Here is a 20,758-nt window from a genome sequence, read left to right as displayed (position 1 = left end):
AGATAAATTCTCACTTTTTTCATGCCGCTGTCAACTTGGCAGCAGAAAGACGTCTACACAACCGATAACAGAAAAGAAAATATACCAGAAGGAAGTAAGCGTAAGTAAATCGACCACCGGTTTTCCAAAAGAGAATGGGTGAAAACATGAGACAGACAAGAAGAATATCCAGATAGCGGCGCGGCGACCTTGCGGTTAACAGCAGCGCGAGGAGACCGATATTCAAGAGGAAAAAAACACCGGAAAATAAATGGGAGACAGTCTCCCAGGGCACTCGCATGAATGGAGTCCAAGAGAGCGCTTTCAGAATACGTTTTCCAACCATCAACAGGATATCTCCATCGAGGCTGAAAATACCTTTGAAAAAGACTTTGGGCGACAGTTGGAGGTTTGAGTCCCACGCGACAGTAGAACTCCATACCCATGTGTGACCATAATAAAGGTTATGGATGAGTGGCAGCGTCGTCGCCATCAACATCGGAACGACCATGAGAGCCAGCTCTCTTCCGGACTTCTTTCCATGAAGGCCGATGAATCCCGTCACGGCAAGGATGCAAGGGAGGTTGTCGGGACGGATCGTGGTGGCAAGGCCCAGCAGGAGACCTGAAAAAACCGACGCAACATCCCCTTTTCGTGTCAAAGCAAAAAACAGGCCGGCCACAATAAGAAAACTCGCTGTGCTCTCATTTCTGCCGTCAAAATAGAGGAAGGATGTCTGGTAACCATAGAGGAGAAAGCCGATAATCAGAAGGGGGAGGAAGGACCGTGAAAACGGCCTGGAGGCAAGGAAAATCATCTGCCCAAAAAGATAAGTAAAAAGACCGAAGAGGATTGCGATCCATGAATGACTGTCCCGGGGGGATTCACCCTGAAATACTTCTCTCCCGCCTCCAGGGATCCCAGTGAGAGGACTTGAGAGGCATAGTGATCATACATGATCGCATCGGCCCCTCCCTTCCATATGAGAACCTCATTGACTCGGCAGACGAGAAGACCAACCATCATCGCGAGGAATGTGATACACCAGACAATACCTCTGGGACTTTTCAAGGTCTGTAAAAAATCACGACGGACCCAATAGATCGTTACCAGGAGTCCCATCACAAAAAGAAAAACAATCGAATAGATTCCACTCAACATCCACTTCAGCCATGGGGCGGGCCCCATGCCGGGACGAATCCCTTCCATCTTTAAGAACGGAGCAAAGATCTCCGACTCATTACTATAAAAAAACTTCCATTCATCGTCCGACGTAAAAATCCCTTTTTCATATCCATAGGTGATTTTAAGAGGCTTTCCTGCCTCGAAATCCCTTCCCTCACTCAAGGAGAGTACCTGTTCGTTCTCGCCTGATTCTCCCTCCCACAAAATACGGTCCCACTGGCTGAGCAGCAGCATCCCCTGAAACTGGATTCTAATCTCCTCCCCCTCCGGCCAGACCTCCCAGGAGGCCACAAAGGGGGCCTTCGTCCGGATACGATTTCCCGGAGTGGAGGGACTCCAACCGTATTCAAACGTATTGAAGAAACCGAGTCGCCAGGAACCGTATCCCCATCGCAAAAAATCGAAATGCGGCGTCGCGTGAAAATCAATCGAGGCGTCTCGACGGGTATACCGTGGAAAAGACAAAATATTGTCAGGTGAAAACGCCGGCCGGATCGGGGGAAGGGAGCTCAACCGCGAATCACTTGTAAGAAGATGAGGGTCTCCCCCCAGGATCTGATGCAGAGAGTCTTTCTTCGGAACCGGATTGCGAAAACAGTCCCGTGTTCCAACCTCACAAACGTGGGTCCAGTCCCGTTCTCTGAGTAATGGCCAATAGTCGTAGGAACCTTTATAATAGGCATTCAAGAAGAGAAAAGAGAACAATTTCAGGAGTGTCACCGATGCAAGGCAAACCATGCTCCAGCGGATCATCCTGGAGGAACGATTCCCTTGAAACGGCATCATTGTGAAGGAGAGAAAAAGTAGAATCAGGAATACAAGTGCCACAATATCCGCCCGGTTGATCAGAGGAAGACCCGAAAAAAGGAAATACTTGGGCCCTGGAACGAGCAGTGCGAGAAGTGTCATGCCCACCAAAGCTTGAGGCCGACCGCTATATGCCATCAATTTAACACAGAGATTTTTAACCATGCCAGGTAATTATCAGATAAAGTTGGTCACCGCAATTTCTTTCATCTTTCGTTCGTTGGCGCTGAAACGGCTGCCTCACCCCATTTCGAACTGGTTTCGGCAACAATATAGCAGCCTGCCACAATAAACCAAAACGGCCATGCCTCATAGGCATTATTGAAGAAAAGACTGAGGAATAGGGCTGCAACCGCACCGCATTGTCCATCCCAGAGCCACTGATATTGCCGAGGGACTCTCTCTTTGGAGCGCCAAAGCCGCCGCAAGATGTCCAACACCAGCCAAAGTAAGGGAATAAAACCGACTACCCCCAACTCAAAGAGGATCTGTACGTAGTCATTGTGCGTTCTCGGAAGTCGAACAGGTTTGCTCCGACCATAAAAGTTCTGACACTCCAGGTCTTCAGGGGCGCAAAACTCGGGATTGTTCTTGCCAAAAGACACCAAGCCATGACCCAGGACCGGTTTCTCCAGGAAACCTTGTGCCGCCATGAGGAGATACCTGCCTCTTCCCCGTTCCAGAGAAAAACCCCACTTCAATGCCGCTAGCGAACTACGGCGATCCTGCTCCATGATAGTCGTTCGCTTCCATTTGAGATATTTGAGATAGCCGTCCCAAGGACTCACACGAAAGACCCCAATAAGAATGAGCCCTGAAGCTAAAAGAGTCCCTAACTGAACAAGATACCTTTTTCTCATCGATCCCATGAAAGGAAAAATAAGAATGGAAAACAGAACGACGACAAGCGCCATCCTCGAAAAGGTCAGGATAGCGGAAAAGGAGATGATCGCCAGGAGAAGAAGGTGTCCGAGCCTTCGCTGGTGAGTAAAAAGGGCATAGGCAAACGGGAAAAACAATAATAGAAAAAAAGAGAGGACGTTCCTGTCTGTATAGCCCCGCCGTTCCGAAAACGAGAAATGGGGAGCCAGATAGAAAACATCGAAGTTCACAAGGTGTCTGTAAATCAGCACGGCCATACTTATTGACGACAGGTAGAGAATGACCTTGATCACAAGCGCATAGTCATCAAGCCGTTTTATCGCCAAAACGAGGATGATGGAGGCCGCGAGGTAGATCGAAACCGATCCCGTAAAAGACAATGCCGCATAGTTCGGCATGAGAAACCAGGAAAACCAGTGAACGCCAACAAACAGAATCGATGGTGCGAACTTTTTGATTGCGATGAGCTGCGATGCATTCCGGAAGATCGGGAGAGAAGCCCCTAGACAGAAGAGGATAAAGACAAAAACAAAGGGACGGAAACCCAGCGACAGGATTGGAGAGGGATAGGGCCAAAGAACCATCGTTCCAGCGGCCAGAAGAAGGACGATTGACTGTTGACTCAAAGGCATTGCGTTTCTCAATCTCATGGTGTTCGGCATTCCACCAGATCTTCACCTTTTTTTGGGGGCATCCTCATAAATGGTGATCCAATAAAATGGAATGTTTTTCTGCCAAGATATCTTTTTGCCAGCCGAGTGATCAGAAAAAACAAAACAGCATAAGCCGCAATTCCGACAGGAATCAGGACAATAAAATGGAAGATGTTCCTCAAGCCGAAAACAGCTAGTCCCATCAGACCCGCTGCGACAAAAATGACGGCCATATCAGTAAGACATCTCTTCAAGGCACCTGCCAAAATCCCGCGTACCGCGAAAATTCCCAAGACAAAAAATGCCGTATGGCCGAACACGGCAGCCCATGCAATGCCGACCGCCTGATAGTTCGGGATGAAGGTCAATGCCAATCCCAGATGAAGAATGGCGGCGACAGCCATCAAGAAACTATTGCTGACCTGCCGATGGCAGGCATCGAGCAGGACGCTCATCGGTCCATTGAAAAAAATCGGAATCAATGAGAAAGTCAATATTCGAAACGGAAGGACAGATGGACCATAACTAATCCCGAAGAAAAACCGGATGATCCCCGGCGCCAGAACCGCCATGCCGATCGCTGCGGGGATAATAAATATCATCAGGATCTGAACGGAACGTTCAAAGGTCTCAATGAGCCGCTCGGGCGAATGGATATGGAATGAGCTCAAGGCCGGATAGATCGCCATGGTCACCGCCATCGGAATGAACATGAAGCTCTGAACAAGCGTGGAAGGAACGCTAAACCAGCCTAAGACGGTTTCATCGGTAAGATAAGAGAGAAGAAAGGTATCAATGAACAGGAGTTTGCTGAAGGCCGCCGCTCCCAGAATCGGTATCGCGATGGAGACAAGTTGTTTAACAACCGAATGGTCGAAGTAAAGATTCAACTTCAGGTGTAAGACGCGAAGGGTACAAAACAGGGAATAGATCAGGTTATAAAGACCGCCCATAATCAAGGCAAAAACCAGTCCGTAGATATTCAGTTGAAAAAAAACAACGAAAGACGAGATCAGGAGGATCAGGAAATGAGAGACCACCATCCCCTTTGCCTCAAACTCCATCCTGTGATGGACACGGAGACAGCCGTAAAAGGTATCCGCCAGCGAGTCCAGGACGATGTAAATTGTCGTGAGATAAACGAGCCGCTGGGTCAGATCCGGATAATCCAGAAGATGAATCAGGCCAAAACCGGCAGCGGACGCGGCGACGCAGAGAAAAACCTTCAACCCAAGAACGTTGCCAAGATAGTCGTGGAGCCGCTCCGGCGCCTTGGAAGCCTCACGAATCATCGCCGGAGTCAGACCAAAATCCATCAGCGAGGTAAAGAGAGCCGCAAAAGAAAGAAGCAAGAAATAAAGACCTGTTGTCTGGACGCCGGTGTATCGGGCGATCAGGGAAAAGGCGACAAGATGAATGACCTTCCTTGTCACGAAGGCAACGGTTAAGAAGGTCGTATTTTTCAGGATGCGACGGGGCGAAATCATGGGGATCGAACCTTAAATTGTAATTATTTCCTTGGCTGCTCGAGTGAAAAGACCACGTGCCACGCCTGCCATTTGATCCAGGGAAGGCGCAAAACGAGATGATCGACCGCTTCCAAAAAACGGAGGAGAGGGTTAAAAAATCGGGTGTTTCTGAAAGGGACCGCCAGCAGGGCAAAGAGATAAAAACAGCCCAGAACTTCAACGTGATTAAAAAATTTCCTTGCCAATGCAATCTCGTCTCTTCCCAGAATATGATCGACTTCCCAAGAGGTTCGTAGCTGCGGCGTTTTACGGCGATACCATTGCATGACCGGATTATGTTTCAAGGCCTCCACACACAAACAGGCCCCGTCCGGCTTGAGGGTACGCGAAAGCTCGGAATAGGCCTTTTCAAGATCCAGATGGTGGAGGACACCCCGCTCATAAATCAGATCAAAGCTGTCATCCTCAAACGTCATCTTCTCCCCGTCCATGACGGAAAAACGACAGCGATTCTGAAGTCCTTCGGCGCCAACAGCCTTTTGAGAATTAACAACCGACACGTCTGAAATATCGATGCCACAGGTCTCCGCCGCCCCATTCTTTGCCAGCCAGATCGACATGAGACCGTTGCCCGAGCAATAATCAAGGACCTTCTTTCCCTGAATTCGTGGTTTCAACCATTGCTCCACAAACTCCCGACTTTTGACCGCAATGGAGTAAAATTTACGATTCGACCAAAAATAATCATATCGTGATGGATCATTTTTAAGCTTCTCTTCCCGAACAAGGTTATGAAAATCTCTTTCCTGCCGTTTTCTTTCTTCCATAGAGGAGGCCTTAAACTAGAAAAGTGTATAGATAAATGGCGCGACGATCGACCCTTGAGTAAAGATCAAAAGACTACCCGTCAAAAAGAGAGCAAGGAGGATCGGCAAGAGCCAAAACTTCTTTCGAAACTTAAGGAAACCCCAAAGCTCTTGAAGAAACCAGATCATAAATTAATAGCTCCTTTTCATGCTTTCTCTTGGATCGCAAGGGGGATGTGGAATCCAGTAGAAGGATTGACCGGCATGGAAAGGGAAAAAGATCGAAGCCCCCTCGGCGCGTAACGTAGGCAGAGAGGCCGAGGATATGTGAGTCGTCATGGAATCTTCTTTGCCTGCAAAGCCTTCTCGACGCAATTCGCGAAAAAAAGACTCCCACGTTCCGTTAAATGAACGGAATCGTAGATCAGCGGACTCACATCCACTGCCTGGAAGCATCCCGCCACGTCGATGAACTGTAGATCTAAATTTGTTGCCGCTTGGAGGTATATCTTACGGTAGAGATCCATCAAGCGACCCGCCTGTTCCACAGAGCACCTTTTTCCCCGGTGCAAAGGATAGGCTCGCAAATCATCCCCTCTCCAAGGGTGATAGTCCGAACGAAACGAGTCTGGTTCCGTGATCAGGATAAGACGAGCCTCGTTGCTCGAAGCGAGAATCTGCATGCGATTGAATACTCCTTGAAGCGCCGCTAAAAGAGGCGTCTCCATCCTCTCGATGAGGGATTGAAATTCCTCTTCTGTCATCACAGGATAAGATCGTGATTTTCGGCTCTCGCGAGCGTAAAAACCATGATAGTCCATCTGCTTCCAGAGTCGCCATAGAAAGGCGGCGCTATATACATTCTTGGCAATGAAATCGTACCCCTTGTTCCTGATCAGAGGGCGATACCGGTCGACGTCAAAAAAAGACACCCCATGCCTCAGGAAGGCACTCACGTCATTTACCCCCTGCATCATGAATATGATTTTCGGTTTCATCCCCTGAACCTGCAGAACATGTTTCATGGCCAAGTAGTTATTAACGGAAGTCATCCGACTCAGCCCATAATTGAGGACCGGGAAACTCAGCAGATCCGTCCACCGGGAGTCTTCCTGAACCGTAGCCGATTCGGTCGTAGAACCGCCGAATGCCGCCCCATATAAATTCCCTCGATCCAACTCGCGTGTCCAGCGACTCTCAATGAATCCTAAAGAAGATGTATTAAAATAAACAGGGTCAGGAGCTCCCTCATAAACACGATCAAGGTGACGAAATATACGATGGAGGTTCGGATGGTGAATGTAGGCATCAGGAAATAGCAGAACGTATGGGTTCGCCCAGAAAATCCGAAGGGTGATCTCTATTCCCCCGACCATCAGGAAAAGAAAAAGCAGTATATTGAGCGTTTTTGAGATGCCGACGCGCATTCAACGATCCTCAGGCGACCCGACGAAGGTCATCGCTACCCGGAATAGAATGACCCTTCAGGGCGAGTTGACGCGAAATCAAGAACGGGGTTTTTCGCCGGGATGAGAAAAGATTCCGGAATATCCGGCCGCTAAACAACGTTCGAAGGGTTGCCTCTAGCCGGCTCTCTTCCGGTCTCTTCAAGACAACATTGATTACGGCGCGTGCCACACGCCATGGGCGAAGAAGAGAGCTAACGGACATGAAGAGCAGATTCGAAAACATGATGTACCGGGCCACCGCCTTGTGCGAGATATGTTCCGACCAGGACATATTGCTCAAAAAATTTCCCTTGGTTGCCAACATCGCAAAATAGCTATCCGAGAATGGTCGTTCGATTCTCCCCTCTTTGGTCAACTGATCAAAGAGTTCGGTCCCTGGGTAGGGAATGTACTGTGTCAGTGTCGCTTCGTGGACACCGAGAACCGCGAGCTCGGCGAGCCACTTTATCGTCTTCCAAACATCCCGGTGAGTCTCTCCGGGGAATCCAACGATCGTATTGCTCTTAATCACAAGCCCTCTCTTTCCGCAGGCCCTCATCGATTTTTTCATGCTTTCCAGATTCACCTTTTTCTTGATCCTTTGGAGGGTTCGAGAAGATCCGCTTTCCGGGGCGTAATTCATACTGCGGCAGCCGGCCTGATAGAGCAGATCCGCCACCTCTCCGTCGATCGCCTCCGAACGGGTCCCACTCGGGAGTTGCCAGGTAAACTTAAGTTCCCTTTTTAGGACAAGCTGACAGAATTCTATGATCCAGTCCCTTTTGACGATCGCCGTAAGGTCATAAAAGCTGAAGTTTTCGGCCCCGTACTTTTTCTGGTAGAGCTCCATTTCGTCGAGGACCAGTTCCGGTTTTCTCGCTAGCCATTTGGTGCTCCACATCTGGGGGCTGGAGCAAAAGGTGCATTGATACGGACACCCGCGCGTCGCCAACATCGGCATATTGCGACCGCGATCGGTGCCGTATCCGAAACCGTTGTCCAGATATTGAAGGATCGGAATCGAGTCCCAGTCCGGAAGCGGAATATCATCGACCTCCCTGATCCTCAGATCAAAAAGATACCGATCGACCGACCCCGTTCGTTGGGGTTTCTTCGGATTCTGTTTCGCCACCACACCGGGAACCGACCCGGCCGGCTGCCCCGACTCAAGGGCAGCAATCAACGCGACAAGCGGCCCCTCCCCTTCACCGAGAATTGCGTAGTCAACTTCCGGCCGTGTCTTGAAGATCCATTCGGCCATCGCCGTCACATGTTCTCCACCGATGATGATTGGCTTGTCCGGAAATCGCTTCCGCAATTTGACCAGGAGCTCACGAACCAGGGGCCACTCAATCGAGAACATGCAGGAAACACCGATGTAATCAGTGTTGGGATCGACTCGATCGACCGTTTCGTCAAGTGTGAGCCCATGAAAGAAATTATAGTGGCCGTATTCATCCCCTCCGTCGAAAGGAAGGATCTGAAGGATCGATTCCCCGACCGCATCGATCAGATGAACCTGGTGCCCTGCCTTTTTAAGGCTCGCGGCAAGATAGACAACCCCTATCGGAGGGCAGGTCGATCGCGACTGGATCAGCCGGACCACCACCATCGCGGGACGTATCAGGGTAACGTGGCTCATAAAATTAAATTAAGCGGGTTGACACGACAAGCGTTATAAATCAACGGCGAGCCTCGCTTAAACCAACTTCTAAAACCCGGTTAACACATGAGGAAAAATACTGGCTTCCTTTTTTTGAGAAGTGCACCTCATCATAGATAAGTTCGCTCACGTCTTGCAGTTCGAAACATGAAGCTGTATCAATATACGGAACATCAAGGGATTCTGCGACACGCAATGTGACGCGATTAACAACATCCATAAGCCGTCCTGCTTGCTCAATGTTTGTTCGCCTGCCGTCAATAAAATTGTCCCTTACCAGATTTTCTTTTTTCCCCACAGCAGCATTTTCACCGGTTTCAATAATGGGAAAGGTCCGAAAGTCGTAATTTCTTTGTGGCCTGTAGTCCAAACGATAAGAATGGGGCTGTGTCAGGATGATTATTTGTGCCCCATACTGCTTGGCCACTTGATTCAGTTCGTTATAAACACCAAGGAAGGCCTTGAACATCGGTTCCTCATTATTTTTTAGAAACTTATTAAATTCAGTTTCGCTTATGGCACTATTTTGCTTCGAACGCTCGGCTTCTTGTCGGTAAGATTGCAAAATATCGGGCTGAAATAAACCCCTCACAAATGTAGCCAGATAGAAATTCTGCGCAATGAAATCAATGTAGGGGTTCCACATCACGTACTCGAAATCTTCTACCTTAAACAACTCCTGCCCCATCCTCAGATAGCGACTCAAATTGTTAACCCCATCCATCACGAATATATATTTGGGACGAAGTCCTCCCTCCAATAAATGTTTAATATTATAGTAAGAATGGATCGAATGCATACGGCTTTTTCCAAAATTCAAAGTCACGACGTCCAGCAAGTCAGGCCAACGAAAGTTTTCCTGGATCGAAGAGCATTCCGTAGTTGAGCCTCCTACTGCAAGAGCGTAGGAATCGACTGGATTATTTAAATCAATATTTCGCGTACGGGTGCTTTCAATAAAGCCCAAACGAGAGGTATTGAAAATAATCGGTTCGTCCGCCGTATCGTAGATTTCATGCATCGACGGAAATTTCTGATGCCTATTGGGTTGATGAAGATAAACATCCCTGGAAGGAAGGCGATAGGGATTCTCCCAAACTAGCCGTAAAACCCCTTCGGACAAGCCCACAATAAGAATCATGTTGATGACAATTATTTTGATTGTTTTCAGGAGCATTCGTTGACGCTTCAGACTGCGTCGGCCTTCAGCTTGCTGCTGTTCCGGACCTTGTAATCAGCAATTGTGTGTTCGAGAATGGAATCGAGTGGGGTATCGGGAACATATTCAATAAGACTTTGCAATTTTTCCACAGAAGGGACACGCCGCGCCATATCTTCAAAATCTTTTTCGTAGGCAACTTCATAAGGGACCAACTCAATAGACGATTGGCTCTTTGTCTTTTCCTTAACTCGCTTGGCCAGATTGAGGATAGAGACCTCTTCATTGCCGCCAACATTGACCACCTGACCGATTGCCCTCGAAGTCTCAATCAGTTTTACGAGCGCCTTCACGACATCCTGAACATAGGTAAAGGTCCTCGTCTGACTGCCGTCCCCATAGACCGTGATCGGTTTTCCCGTGAGGGCCTGATCGACGAACCGGGGCAGCACCATCCCGTATTCCTTGCACTGACGCGGACCGACCGTATTGAAAAGACGGACAATGATGACCGGAAGCTTCTTCATCCGGTAATAGGCAATCGCATTGTATTCGTCGATCAGCTTCGATGCGGCATAGCTCCACCGCCACGTCGTCGGCGGGCCGTAAATGATATTTTCCGTCTCTCGAAGCGGCGCGGTGGTGTGCTTGCCGTAAACCTCAGATGACGACGCGATGACAACCTTTTTACGGAACTTGTTGCAAAGTTCCAGCACAATGTCCGTCCCCTTGATGTTTGTCTCGATCGAGAGAAGCGGGTGTTCCAGAACATACCGGACGCCGACCGCAGCGGCCATGTGGAAGACAACATCACACGTCCCGACCAATTCCACCATGAGGGAGTGGTCCAGAATACTCCCCTCAACCAGATGAAAAAGCTCGTTCGACAACAGAGGGGTCAGATTTTCCCGTCGTCCTGTCGAGAAGTTGTCGAGTGCGTAGACCTCGACCCCCTTGCTGAGATATTTCTCCGCAAGATGAGACCCGATAAAACCGGCACCGCCTGTGATCAGAACACGCATTGGTTCCCTCCCCGATTCTTTATGCGAGACGCACCCTTGATTTTCTGAATAGATAACATTTCAAGCCCAAGGGCAACACGAAAATTCCCAAGGCAATCATCAGCCCTAAAAAATAATGCCACGGAGAAATAATTCGGTGTTGGAACAGATAGGTGCGAATCTTGCAATTCCAGCGAAAAAGTTCCAGGGTCGCACGCCGCTTGATCATGGCCCGCATATTCTCACCAACCCTGGCATGGACAAGACAATCATCAAGATTACGAAAATGAAAACCGTCCCGGACCATCTTGGCCCATAGAAAATCATCGTTACCATAAGCCGGATCGTAACCCCCGACCGATATGATCGCTTTTTTTCTATACATTACTGTAACATGATTTATTGGAGTTTTGAGCCACATCGCCTTCGATATGCTGTCATGAAGAATTGGCACCTTCCGAAGCATATGAACCCTGTGAGGATCCGATTCAAATTCCCCCATCTGGGAGCCCAGCACGTCGATTTTAGGGTGTTCCAACATGAACCGGCGTTGTTTTTCCAAGCGGTCGGGCACGCTGTAGTCATCCGAATCCATCCGAGCAATCAGGTCATGGGAACAGGCCTGGATGGCGACATTGAGCGAACCGGCTATCCCTAAATTTTTTTCCAGATAGATGCATTTCATCCTTGGGCCAAACTTCTGTTCCCAATGCCGAATGACATCGTGTATCTCTTTTGTGACAGGCCCATCAACGGCCAGAATGATTTCGAAATCCTTGAAAGTCTGGTCGTAGAGGCTTTGAAGGGCGATATCAAAATGAACAGGGTTCTCCCTGTCATAGACATTCATCGCGACAGAAACCTTGTCTGACAAGGTCTGTCGGACGTCTGTCGTTTCAAACGAATCGTTTTCTGCTTTAGAGAAAGGAAGGATCTCCCTTGTTTTTCGAAAAATATAACATTTGAACCACAAGGGAAGACAATAAACACCGATGGCGATCCCCATACTGCAAAGATACTTCCAGAAACCGACCATTCGATGTCTGAAGAGATAGGTCCGGATCCTGCAATTCCATCGGAACAACTCCCATGTCGAACGACGACGGATCATCTCTTTCATGTTGTTGCCGACGCGGGCATGAACCAAAAGTTCCGGCAGGTTTTGAAACCGGCAGCCGGCCAACCGCATCTTGGCCCACAGGAAATCATCATTGCCGTAAGCCGGATCGTAACCCCCGACCGATATGATCGCCTTTTTTCGATACATCACCGTGACGTGGTTCATCGGACACATAAACCACATGAGCTTCACGATCTCGTCATGCTCCAGCGGAACCCGACGGATCATATGAATCTTCTGCGGCACCGCCTCAAATTCCCCCATCTGCGTTCCCAGGACATCGACTTCAGGATGCTCCTGCATGAATTGAACCTGCTTTTCCAGACGGGTTGGAAGACTGTAATCATCCGAATCCATTTTGGCAATCAGATCGTGGGAACATTCGGGAAGACCGGCATTGATCGCCCTCGCTATGCCGACATTTTCTTTCAGTCTTACGCACTTCACCCTCTCCCCAAACCGGGTAATCCATTGCTCCAGGACCCGATTCAGCTCACCCGGGGCCTGTCCATCAACAATCAGGACGAGCTCGAAGTCCTGAAAAGTCTGGTCATACAGGCTCCGGAGCGCGAGATCCAGATGGAGGGGATTCTCCTTATAATAGATGTTCATTAATACGGAGATCATATTCGACCGAGAAGTCTGGATTGAAGGAGACCGTAATATTCGTAGAGCGCCGTTTCAGAGATCCAAAGGCTCTCCACACGGGGTCTTATCCCGACCAACCAACCGGGCTTCCGATAACGATGATCCGCCGGATGAGGGATCGGGTGGAGTCCCGCTTTTTGAAAGAGGGCCGCCGACCGAGGCATATGAACTGCGGATGTTACCAGGAAGAATTTTTCTTCCCCCACTATTTTCTTCAGATAGAGGGCCTGCTGAAAGGTGTTCAGAGACCGGGATTCCTCAATGATATCTCCCCCCTTGACCCCCATTTCTTTCAAGAACTGGCTCATCACCTCCGAGTCGGGTCTCCCGTTAAAGGCGGCTCCTGAAACAACGATTTTCGTCCCGGGCCTCTTGAGATAGATCCTCATCCCTTCAATAACCCGTGCCAACTGGGCATAATGCTGCCGGCTGGTGATCGGCAGTGTCCCATCGGGGGAGCTCCCACCCGCTAACACCACCACATACTTGACGGAGGCCCATTCGGGATTACCTAGATCATCCCCAGGCAGATCCGCGAAACGCTTCTCCAGACTCCCCACGAGGCTCATAGAAACCAGCGGGAGGCTGAACAGAAGAAGAAGGCCGGCCCCTGAAATGACCAGGAGCGAGGCCAGTTTCATCCGCCTCCTTCCCCAAAACAGAACCAGCCCCGAACCGATCAAAAGAAGCGAAAGGGAAAAGGGAAACCCAAAAAATAAAAGCAGATCTTTAAAAAAAATAGAACTCATGACAACGCCTCATTCGCTTGCTTCCAGTCTTCGAGGGTATTCACCTCCATGAGAAGATCCTCCTTGACGACAAGGGCCCGACAATCCACGTGAGAGACCGCCTCGCGAATCATGCCGAAGCAGTTTTGATTCTTGTCCCCTTGCTCGATGTGTTGCCCGATCCGTCTTGTCAAAAATCGAGTGCTCTCCGGCCCAAGTTTCGCAAGACCAAACGCCTTCCCGACCGATCGATCGGTTCTGGTGATCGACATCTCGACGATTCGATCCCCTTCCAGTGCCACATGTTCGAGGCGGCCACCCAGCGGAACATCGGTCCGGACCGCGAGAACATCGGAATGGGGAAAATCAATGAGTTTCTTCAAAAGAGTCGGCGAAAAAATGACGTCGCAATTGAGATGAAGATAGTGCTCTCCACCGATCCAGTCGCGGGCCAGCCAGAAGGAATAAGAGCTGTTGGTCGTTTGATATTCGCGGTTCCAGACAAAAGAAAAATGCACTTTGGGAAAATTCTCTTGCATATAGGAGATCAAACGATCCCCCTGATGACCGACAACAAGTCCGATCTCTTTTATGCCGTTCTCCAGGAGAGCCTTCATCTGATAAGCAAGGATCGGTTGCATGCCAACCGGCACGAGCGCCTTCGGAAGCTGCACCGTTTTTTCTTTCAGGCGGGAACCAAGGCCGGCGGCTAAAATGAGCGCCTTCATTAAAGTAGATAAACCCCCTGTCGTTCCCGCCGCAACTCATCATTCATGATTTGTTCGCAACGGCCTAAAAAAGCTCCGTAGTCACCAGAAATCATCTCACGTTTTCTCAAGATTTGATGCAGTTCCGGCATGAAGGAGATGTTTGACCGATCCATCTTCAAAAAATCGCTGCAGAAATGAAACCCAAGGTTTTCAGGCTCCATGCACCGGTAAAAGGGGAGCAAGATTTCCTGCTCAACCTTGGTCGCCACCGAGAGCCGTAGGTCGTAATATTCCTGCAGCCATGGAGGGGTGAAGTCGACATAATAAACCGCTTTATGATCGACCACGAAATTCTTGATGTGGGGATCAAAATTGAGAGCCCTCCGCTGTGCCTTCCGAATGATCTCAAGGATCTGGTTCAAAAGCTCTGACCTACTAAGGAGGGCTTCAAGACCTCCTTTCTCTAAAAACTCCAATATATTCAATCCTTTATACTCACAGACAAACAGGAGCCTCGCCTCGTCCGCCTCTGATCGAACCACCTTAGGAGTGGGAATCCTAGCCTCCTGCAACAACCTGACATATTGATCCGTAAGCCTTTGAAGCTCCTTATAATACGGACCCAGTTTCGGATTGAGGCGTGTTTCCTTTCGGATCAACAACCCCTCATCGCTCATCAGTCTTTCGAAACGTGAGTCGAGGACGCTAAACTTTTCGAGATTGGGCATGAATATGACGGATCAGATCGACAACGCGGGAAGAGAGGGCGATCCTCAAGACGCGGCCGATCCGGCCAAAACCATTAATGCCTATTTTGACAGACATAGATTGTTTGATGACCCCGAATAAAAATCCCAAATGATTTTCAGGGATTCGCAAGATTCCTCTCCCGAAACCCGGAGCGATTCCCTCCCCTGAATCACATTGATGAAGTGATGTATCACCTTCCGGTGTCCCGGTCCATAGTAAGCAGGTTTGTAGACCTCAGGAATCTCCTCGATCTCCTCAGGCGTCGGCCTTGCAGCACCGGCAACAACATCCCAGAGAACCACTTTTTCGGAGTCCAGAACAATCCGTCCCTTGTCTCCTTCAATGGAGGTGACTCCCTGCCATAGGTGATTGCTCGAATTATTGGTCGCCCTCAAATCAACACGAACTCCGTTTTCAAAGAAGATGACCCCTTGAGCCTCATCCTCAATTTCAATGGAATCTCGCACCCTCCAAACCTGACCTTCCACGTGAGACGGCTTTCCAAAAAGGAAGACCAACTGATCAATGGAATGAATCGCCTGGCTCATCAGCACTCCCCCGCCAGCAAACCCCTTTTTGCCGCGCCAGCCCTTGTAATAGGAACTTTCCTTGCGGCATTCAAGGTCAAAATCAACTTTCAAGATCCGCCCCAAAAGCCCTTCCGCCAGGACAGCGCGTGTCGCAAGGGTATCATTATAAAACCTCCGCGGGAGCATCACTCCCAGCGTCACATTCCGCTCAAAACAAATATTCAGCGTTGGTTTCATCTCTCCGGAATCCAAAAAAAGCGGTTTTTCACAAAGCACCTGTATGCCCCTTTGAGCCGCGGAGATGACCTGGCTCGCATGTTCTGACGGGGGGGTGGCAATAGAGACAAGATCGGGTTTTTCAGAGTCCAGGGCTTCCTCAAGATTGGTGTAGGCATTTTTAAAAGAGAGATCGGATCTGAGCCGATGTGCCGATTCCCGATCCGTATCCATGCAGAAGAGTGGTTGGATTTCAGGATGGTGTGAAAAATGCCAGGCATGCACCTTTCCCGCCTGTCCACAACCGATCAGACCGTATTTGAGCTTTTGGGGACTCATCAGGAAGGTTAAGCGTAAAAACTTTTCTCGAACACCCGGTCATCGTGAGACGGGAGGATGAAATCGGCGGCAGCCGTGATCTTTTCAAGGCTTCTCCATGTTTTTTCAAAATCCATGTACCGTCCGATCATCCGGTAGGCCACCCCTTTCTTGTCGTCCCGCTCGAGATTTTCATAGCTCATGATCGCGTCTCCCGCGATCACATAGCGTCCTCGTTCCGTCGTCACCTGAACGGATTGATGGCCGGGGGAGTGCCCAAAGGTTGTAAGAATCCGGATTCCGGGGGCGATGTCACAATCTCCGTCAATCACCTCAAACTTCAGGGACTGAAAAGGGGCCTTCAAACCGACTTCGGCAGATTCGTAAGAATGATAATAAGGAGGAATCGGGTCTCTGGCAAAGACGATTTCTCTCTTCTGGATGTAAAATGTCGCCTTTCGGAAGAGATCACAATTGGAGCAGTGGTCCCAATGAAGATGGGTAAAAATGACCATATCAATGTCGTCAACGGAGTACCCCTTTTGATCCAGAACCCGATCAATTCTCTCGTTCTCTTTTTGGCAAGAACCGGAATAATGGTACCGGTCCGCCCGCGCTGAATCGCACATCCCGGTATCAACGAGAATCATTTTGTTCGACGTCTCAACAAGCCAGGCAACAGACGGGATGTCGATCCACTGATCAAAATCCCTCCCCAAGGTGATAATGCTCTTGTTGCAGTGGATAGTCCCGGTCTTCAGCGGAAAAATCTTCACAATTCCGACCCATTATGACTCAAAAGAGATTCCGGAAGATGGGAGATTTGATTCAGGACGAGCGGCTCAGCCTGAAGATCCCCATGTATATTGAGAATATTAATGCAGGAATTGCTCTGTCGTATCTGACAGGCCTCCTGAACCGGTTTTCCGGTCAGAACTCCCAAACACATTCGGGCAAAATCACCGTGTGAGATCAGAAGAACGATCCCTCCAGTGTGCCGGCGACAGACGACTTTAAGCAGGCAATGGGCCCTTTCATAAAGTTCAGCAAAGGACTCCCCTTTTTCCGGCTTGTGCCGATAAGGGTCGGGGAGGGATCTCTCATAGGTATAAAATTCGGCCCGACTCGTCCCCTCAAAGATTCCAAAATTTCTCTCCCTCGCCTCTTTCATGATCCTTACCGGTCGTTCGTGAATGCGGGCGATAATCTCGGCTGTTTCTCGACTCCTCTTCAGATCGCTACAATAGACAACATCCAAAGTCTCCCCTTTAAGGCCTTCCGCCAGAGCAACAGCCTGAAGCCTTCCTCTCTCATTCAAGGGACAATCCATTTGTCCCTGAAGAAGATCGCGATTATTAGCATCCGTCTCCCCATGGCGCACCAAAATAAGTTTCATAAAAATCAGCTAAAATAAGGGGCCAAGGTCTTTTTGAGTCTTGCGGGTGAGAGAAAGAGAAGGCCTTGCATGCCGATCTCCTGGGCAACATTTACATTGTGCGAAACGTCATCTACAAATAGGCATTCATTGGCCTTAAGGTCATTCTCTTTCAGCACAAAACGAAAGGCCTCGGGGTCGGGCTTTCTGAAACCGATGCGATGAGAGAAATAAATCTTTTCGAACTGACGGTAAAAACTACCATCCCGGCAAATTGCGCCCTCAAGCTCAGGACAACTGTTGGAAAGAATAAAAAGCCGGTAGGATCCATGGAGTCGGGCAACTAAGTCGATCATCTCCGAATCAACCGGCCCATATAAATCAGCGAAAGCCTCCCGAATCCCGTGAATTGCCCCTTCCGGAAGATCTAATCTTTGCGCCATCATGCCCCAAAATTCGTGCGGAGGCATCTTGGCTACTTCGTACCGGCCAAAATATTTCTCTTTTTCATAATAAAGAGCATTGCGGAATTCATCCATGCTGAGGTTCGCCTTCAGATCTGCAAGCCGATTGCTAACCGCCTCCCACCGAAGACTTTGAAGAACCCCACCGATATCGAATAGGAACGCCTTTACCTGACTCTCGCGCGCATGGGATGACTCGCGCGAAAGACAGGCACGGATCTGTTCTGCTACCGACGGGAGCGCCCCATCTTTTGCAGCAACATTGCACAGGGAAACAATCTGGGTATCTGTATTAAAATGAAGGATCAGGGGTTTCTGTCCCCCGGGAAGAAGATCCTCTTCGAGCGACTCAGTCTCCTCTTTAATGAGGTGGTACAGATCCAGAGACGAGGCGCGATTGGCAATAGCTTCTTGATTTTTCTGACGATAATCCATCCTTTCTTTAATTTCATTGAGGTCATTCACATAACATTCTAAGACGACAACATCTGCCCGGTGCCGACGGGCCACGGCATAGATCGCTTCTCTTCTTCTCCTCTTATTAAAATTACCATCCAGGACAATGAGATCCGCACCCCTAGCCAAACGCTCTTCCGTATGGCGGGTGATTTCCTCATAAACCAGGTCACGACCCTTCTCTGCCCAAAGATCCTTAAAAAGTCCCAACTCCTTTCGGATGCTCATGGTGGTCAGCAGGTCAACATTCCGCGTCCTGGCCAGCTCAAATTGAATCCTCTGTGTGCTCGTGCTCTTTCCGGTTGAGGGGTGGCCGACGCAGAGAATGATAGTGGGATTTTTCATGGCACCTTCGGGTTTATGACCGGATAGGTAGGAATCAATGCAAGACACCAAAACACAGCAAGCGTAATATAAATTGTCGAAATAAAACGTGAGACCGCTTCAAGAGAAATGCCTAAATAACCAGTGAGCACTATGAAAAGAGGAAGCAAAGCCAACATGAACCGTACCGACAACAGGGAATACTTATTACAGCAAATTCGGCAAAATATCCCAACTAGACCACGCTTCGGAATATTTGCCCGGATGGACGGAAGAAGGTAGAGCAGGATGCCGGCGGCAAAAACATTTCCCAGAACATAAAGAGAGTGTCCCGCAAAAATTCCAAGCAGGATCAGCAGGGCGACACGATCCACGAAGCACCCCAGCTCGTCCAAAATCGCCCCGATAGGACCGAGTGTATTTTGTGCTCTGGCGATCGCTCCATCAACGAAATCGAGAAAGACATGAAAATAGAGGATTAAAAGCCCTGCGAGAGGAAGAAGTTTTTCGCCTGAAACAGCCCGGAGCATGAATGTGAAACCCAAAAAAGAAAGAAATATTCCTAACATATCGACGGCGTTGGCCGAAATCCCGATCTTGTGCAAGAGATAGGCAAAACGAAGGCCGAGCCATTTAATGGCATTCGTTAACGGGTCAAAGTTTTCCCGTTTGAAGACAGAGTTGACGGAGAGGGTTTTGGATTGAAATTCAGAAAAGGTCATCGGTGGAGCTGAGTCTTCTTTTTAATCGAGACCCCCCAACCTTCCTCAAATATCTCAAACTGAGAATCAAGAAGAAGGGAGAAATTCTTTTGATGATTGATTCGTGGAAGCACAAAGAAGTAACCAACATAGCGCCATAATTATGTATCCTATTGATAGAGCAAGCGCAAATGGTCTCAACCATTCTTCAAAAAATGCGAATATCCCAAGTAGGGCCGGCAAGACTCCCAGCATAAATCGTACACCAACCGGCGATACGGGATGAGTAAAGATATTTTTGATCCATACCCACTTTGTTGGCAGCAAAAGGTTGTCCCACGTCCTTTTAATAAAGAAAACCAGAATGTATGCTGACAAAGCGCTTAAAATTAAAAAATAATGATTGCGGCTTTGAAGTGACAAATAAACAATCATCATCGTCCTGCTAATCTCCGGGCCAACATCGTCCAGCACAGCCCCAACGAGCGAGGTTTTATCTTGCGCCCTTGCCAAAGCACCATCAACACCGTCAATAAATACGGATGACCAAATACAGATAATCCCCAAAAACCAGGTAATTATATTGCCGGGCCCTTGCAACAATAAAATAAAGCCTGACAAAATTACAAAGAAAAAGAATATATTCAAGGCGTTTGCCGAACAGTTCAAACGGTAAAGAAGATAAGCAGTCCGGATACCACAATATTTGGTTACTTTCCACGCCGGACCCTTATCTGAACGCTCCCAGATAGGAACATTCTGATACACCTTTTGAAAATAATCAGCATAGGCCAGCATTACTTTTCCTCATACCCTTCTTTGGCAAGACGCAGACTAAACATGAGACAAAAAACAGTAGCTATAAAATAAACAATGGAAACCAAAGTAGAAACCTTAACTAACGATATATTTAAAAAAGCACAAAGAACTAAAAGGGGCGGTAAAATGATCAATAGGGCTCTCAGAGAATTAAGAGATAAGGGATGCAGACAAACCCTTTTTATTATACCCAATGAGGTATTATCATCAGAAGCGGCTCTCCATGCCTGAATGGTAAAACCAAAAACAAGACACCCTGAAAACACATTCACTACCAGAATGATGTCATTCTGGGCATAAATTCCTAAAAGTACCAACACAAGGAAGCGGCCTACTTCATGCCCCACTTTTTTTAATTCTCTCCCGACAGGACTCAATTCACCGCCATGAACAAAATCAACTAATAAATAAATACCAATAAACGACAATCCTAATAGAGGTGTTATCTTATCGCCATTACTCGCCTGCAATAAGAAAAAAAAGGCCGCGACTGGCAGCACAAGGCCAAAAAAGCCGACAAAATTAGAAAGCACTTTGGCGTTCATAT

At 48.7% G+C, this 20,758-nt stretch carries 20 protein-coding genes; all 20 read right to left on the bottom strand.

From position 1 onward, the window contains the following. Positions 1–19 precede the first annotated feature (19 nt). The 20 genes from HYT77_08145 to HYT77_08050 all read right to left on the bottom strand — a co-directional run bounded on the left by HYT77_08145 (position 20) and on the right by HYT77_08050 (position 20,756). Positions 20–796 carry a hypothetical protein gene (locus tag HYT77_08145; protein ID MBI2067966.1) on the bottom strand — a complete coding sequence of 259 codons (777 nt, stop codon included), beginning with the start codon at positions 794–796 and terminating at the stop codon, positions 20–22. Continuing rightward, positions 793–2,073 carry a hypothetical protein gene (locus HYT77_08140; GenBank protein MBI2067965.1) on the bottom strand — a complete coding sequence of 427 codons (1,281 nt, stop codon included), beginning with the start codon at positions 2,071–2,073 and terminating at the stop codon, positions 793–795. The genes HYT77_08145 and HYT77_08140 overlap by 4 nt, the downstream gene beginning before the upstream one ends. 104 nt (positions 2,074–2,177) lie before the next feature. Continuing rightward, positions 2,178–3,479, bottom strand: coding sequence for an O-antigen ligase family protein (locus tag HYT77_08135; protein MBI2067964.1), 1,302 nt, complete (start codon positions 3,477–3,479; stop codon positions 2,178–2,180). A 20-nt stretch (positions 3,480–3,499) separates the two neighbouring features. Beyond that, the gene (locus tag HYT77_08130) at positions 3,500–4,993 is read right to left on the bottom strand and encodes a flippase (protein ID MBI2067963.1); all 1,494 of its coding nucleotides are present in this window, start codon (positions 4,991–4,993) and stop codon (positions 3,500–3,502) included. A 23-nt stretch (positions 4,994–5,016) separates the two neighbouring features. Next, a complete protein-coding gene (locus tag HYT77_08125; protein ID MBI2067962.1) occupies positions 5,017–5,802 on the bottom strand; it encodes a class I SAM-dependent methyltransferase in 786 nt (261 codons plus the stop codon). Between the two features lie 314 nt (positions 5,803–6,116). After that, complete coding sequence (locus tag HYT77_08120; protein MBI2067961.1) at positions 6,117–7,208, bottom strand: hypothetical protein; 1,092 nt, start codon at positions 7,206–7,208, stop codon at positions 6,117–6,119. Positions 7,209–7,218: 10 nt separating this feature from the next. Continuing rightward, on the bottom strand, positions 7,219–8,871 hold the full coding sequence (locus tag HYT77_08115) for a B12-binding domain-containing radical SAM protein (GenBank protein ID MBI2067960.1): 1,653 nt from the start codon (positions 8,869–8,871) through the stop codon (positions 7,219–7,221). A gap of 40 nt (positions 8,872–8,911) precedes the next feature. Then, a complete protein-coding gene (locus tag HYT77_08110; protein ID MBI2067959.1) occupies positions 8,912–10,069 on the bottom strand; it encodes a hypothetical protein in 1,158 nt (385 codons plus the stop codon). Positions 10,070–10,080: 11 nt separating this feature from the next. After that, positions 10,081–11,073, bottom strand: a complete 993-nt coding sequence (locus HYT77_08105) for a GDP-mannose 4,6-dehydratase (GenBank protein MBI2067958.1) — start codon at positions 11,071–11,073, stop codon at positions 10,081–10,083. A 19-nt stretch (positions 11,074–11,092) separates the two neighbouring features. Beyond that, entirely contained in the window at positions 11,093–12,799 is a 1,707-nt protein-coding gene (locus HYT77_08100) for a glycosyltransferase (GenBank protein MBI2067957.1), read from the bottom strand. After that, a complete protein-coding gene (locus HYT77_08095) occupies positions 12,796–13,569 on the bottom strand; it encodes a YdcF family protein (GenBank protein MBI2067956.1) in 774 nt (257 codons plus the stop codon). Before HYT77_08095 ends, HYT77_08100 begins: the two co-directional genes overlap by 4 nt. Then, positions 13,566–14,276, bottom strand: coding sequence for a phosphocholine cytidylyltransferase family protein (locus HYT77_08090; protein MBI2067955.1), 711 nt, complete (start codon positions 14,274–14,276; stop codon positions 13,566–13,568). Before HYT77_08090 ends, HYT77_08095 begins: the two co-directional genes overlap by 4 nt. Continuing rightward, positions 14,276–14,917: a hypothetical protein gene (locus HYT77_08085; GenBank protein MBI2067954.1), complete on the bottom strand. Its 642-nt coding sequence runs from the start codon at positions 14,915–14,917 to the stop codon at positions 14,276–14,278. The genes HYT77_08090 and HYT77_08085 overlap by 1 nt, the downstream gene beginning before the upstream one ends. A 150-nt stretch (positions 14,918–15,067) precedes the next feature. Beyond that, on the bottom strand, positions 15,068–16,093 hold the full coding sequence (locus HYT77_08080; GenBank protein MBI2067953.1) for a Gfo/Idh/MocA family oxidoreductase: 1,026 nt from the start codon (positions 16,091–16,093) through the stop codon (positions 15,068–15,070). 8 nt (positions 16,094–16,101) lie between these two features. Beyond that, positions 16,102–16,848: an N-acyl homoserine lactonase family protein gene (locus tag HYT77_08075; GenBank protein MBI2067952.1), complete on the bottom strand. Its 747-nt coding sequence runs from the start codon at positions 16,846–16,848 to the stop codon at positions 16,102–16,104. Then, the gene (locus tag HYT77_08070) at positions 16,845–17,468 is read right to left on the bottom strand and encodes a histidine phosphatase family protein (protein ID MBI2067951.1); all 624 of its coding nucleotides are present in this window, start codon (positions 17,466–17,468) and stop codon (positions 16,845–16,847) included. Before HYT77_08070 ends, HYT77_08075 begins: the two co-directional genes overlap by 4 nt. Positions 17,469–17,473: 5 nt before the next feature. Further along, complete coding sequence (locus tag HYT77_08065) at positions 17,474–18,712, bottom strand: HAD-IA family hydrolase (GenBank protein ID MBI2067950.1); 1,239 nt, start codon at positions 18,710–18,712, stop codon at positions 17,474–17,476. Next, positions 18,709–19,413 (bottom strand): CDP-alcohol phosphatidyltransferase family protein, encoded by a 705-nt coding sequence (locus HYT77_08060; protein ID MBI2067949.1) that lies wholly within the window; start codon positions 19,411–19,413, stop codon positions 18,709–18,711. Before HYT77_08060 ends, HYT77_08065 begins: the two co-directional genes overlap by 4 nt. 66 nt (positions 19,414–19,479) lie before the next feature. Further along, entirely contained in the window at positions 19,480–20,190 is a 711-nt protein-coding gene (locus HYT77_08055; protein ID MBI2067948.1) for a CDP-alcohol phosphatidyltransferase family protein, read from the bottom strand. Next, positions 20,190–20,756 (bottom strand): hypothetical protein, encoded by a 567-nt coding sequence (locus HYT77_08050; protein ID MBI2067947.1) that lies wholly within the window; start codon positions 20,754–20,756, stop codon positions 20,190–20,192. Before HYT77_08050 ends, HYT77_08055 begins: the two co-directional genes overlap by 1 nt. Between the last annotated feature and the right edge of the window lie 2 nt (positions 20,757–20,758).

Source organism: Deltaproteobacteria bacterium, from assembly GCA_016180855.1.
In the GTDB taxonomy this organism is placed as follows: domain Bacteria; phylum UBA10199; class UBA10199; order JACPAL01; family JACPAL01; genus JACPAL01.
The sequence above is the reverse complement of the archived record's forward strand: the minus strand, read 5'-3'. Positions and strand labels throughout refer to the sequence as shown.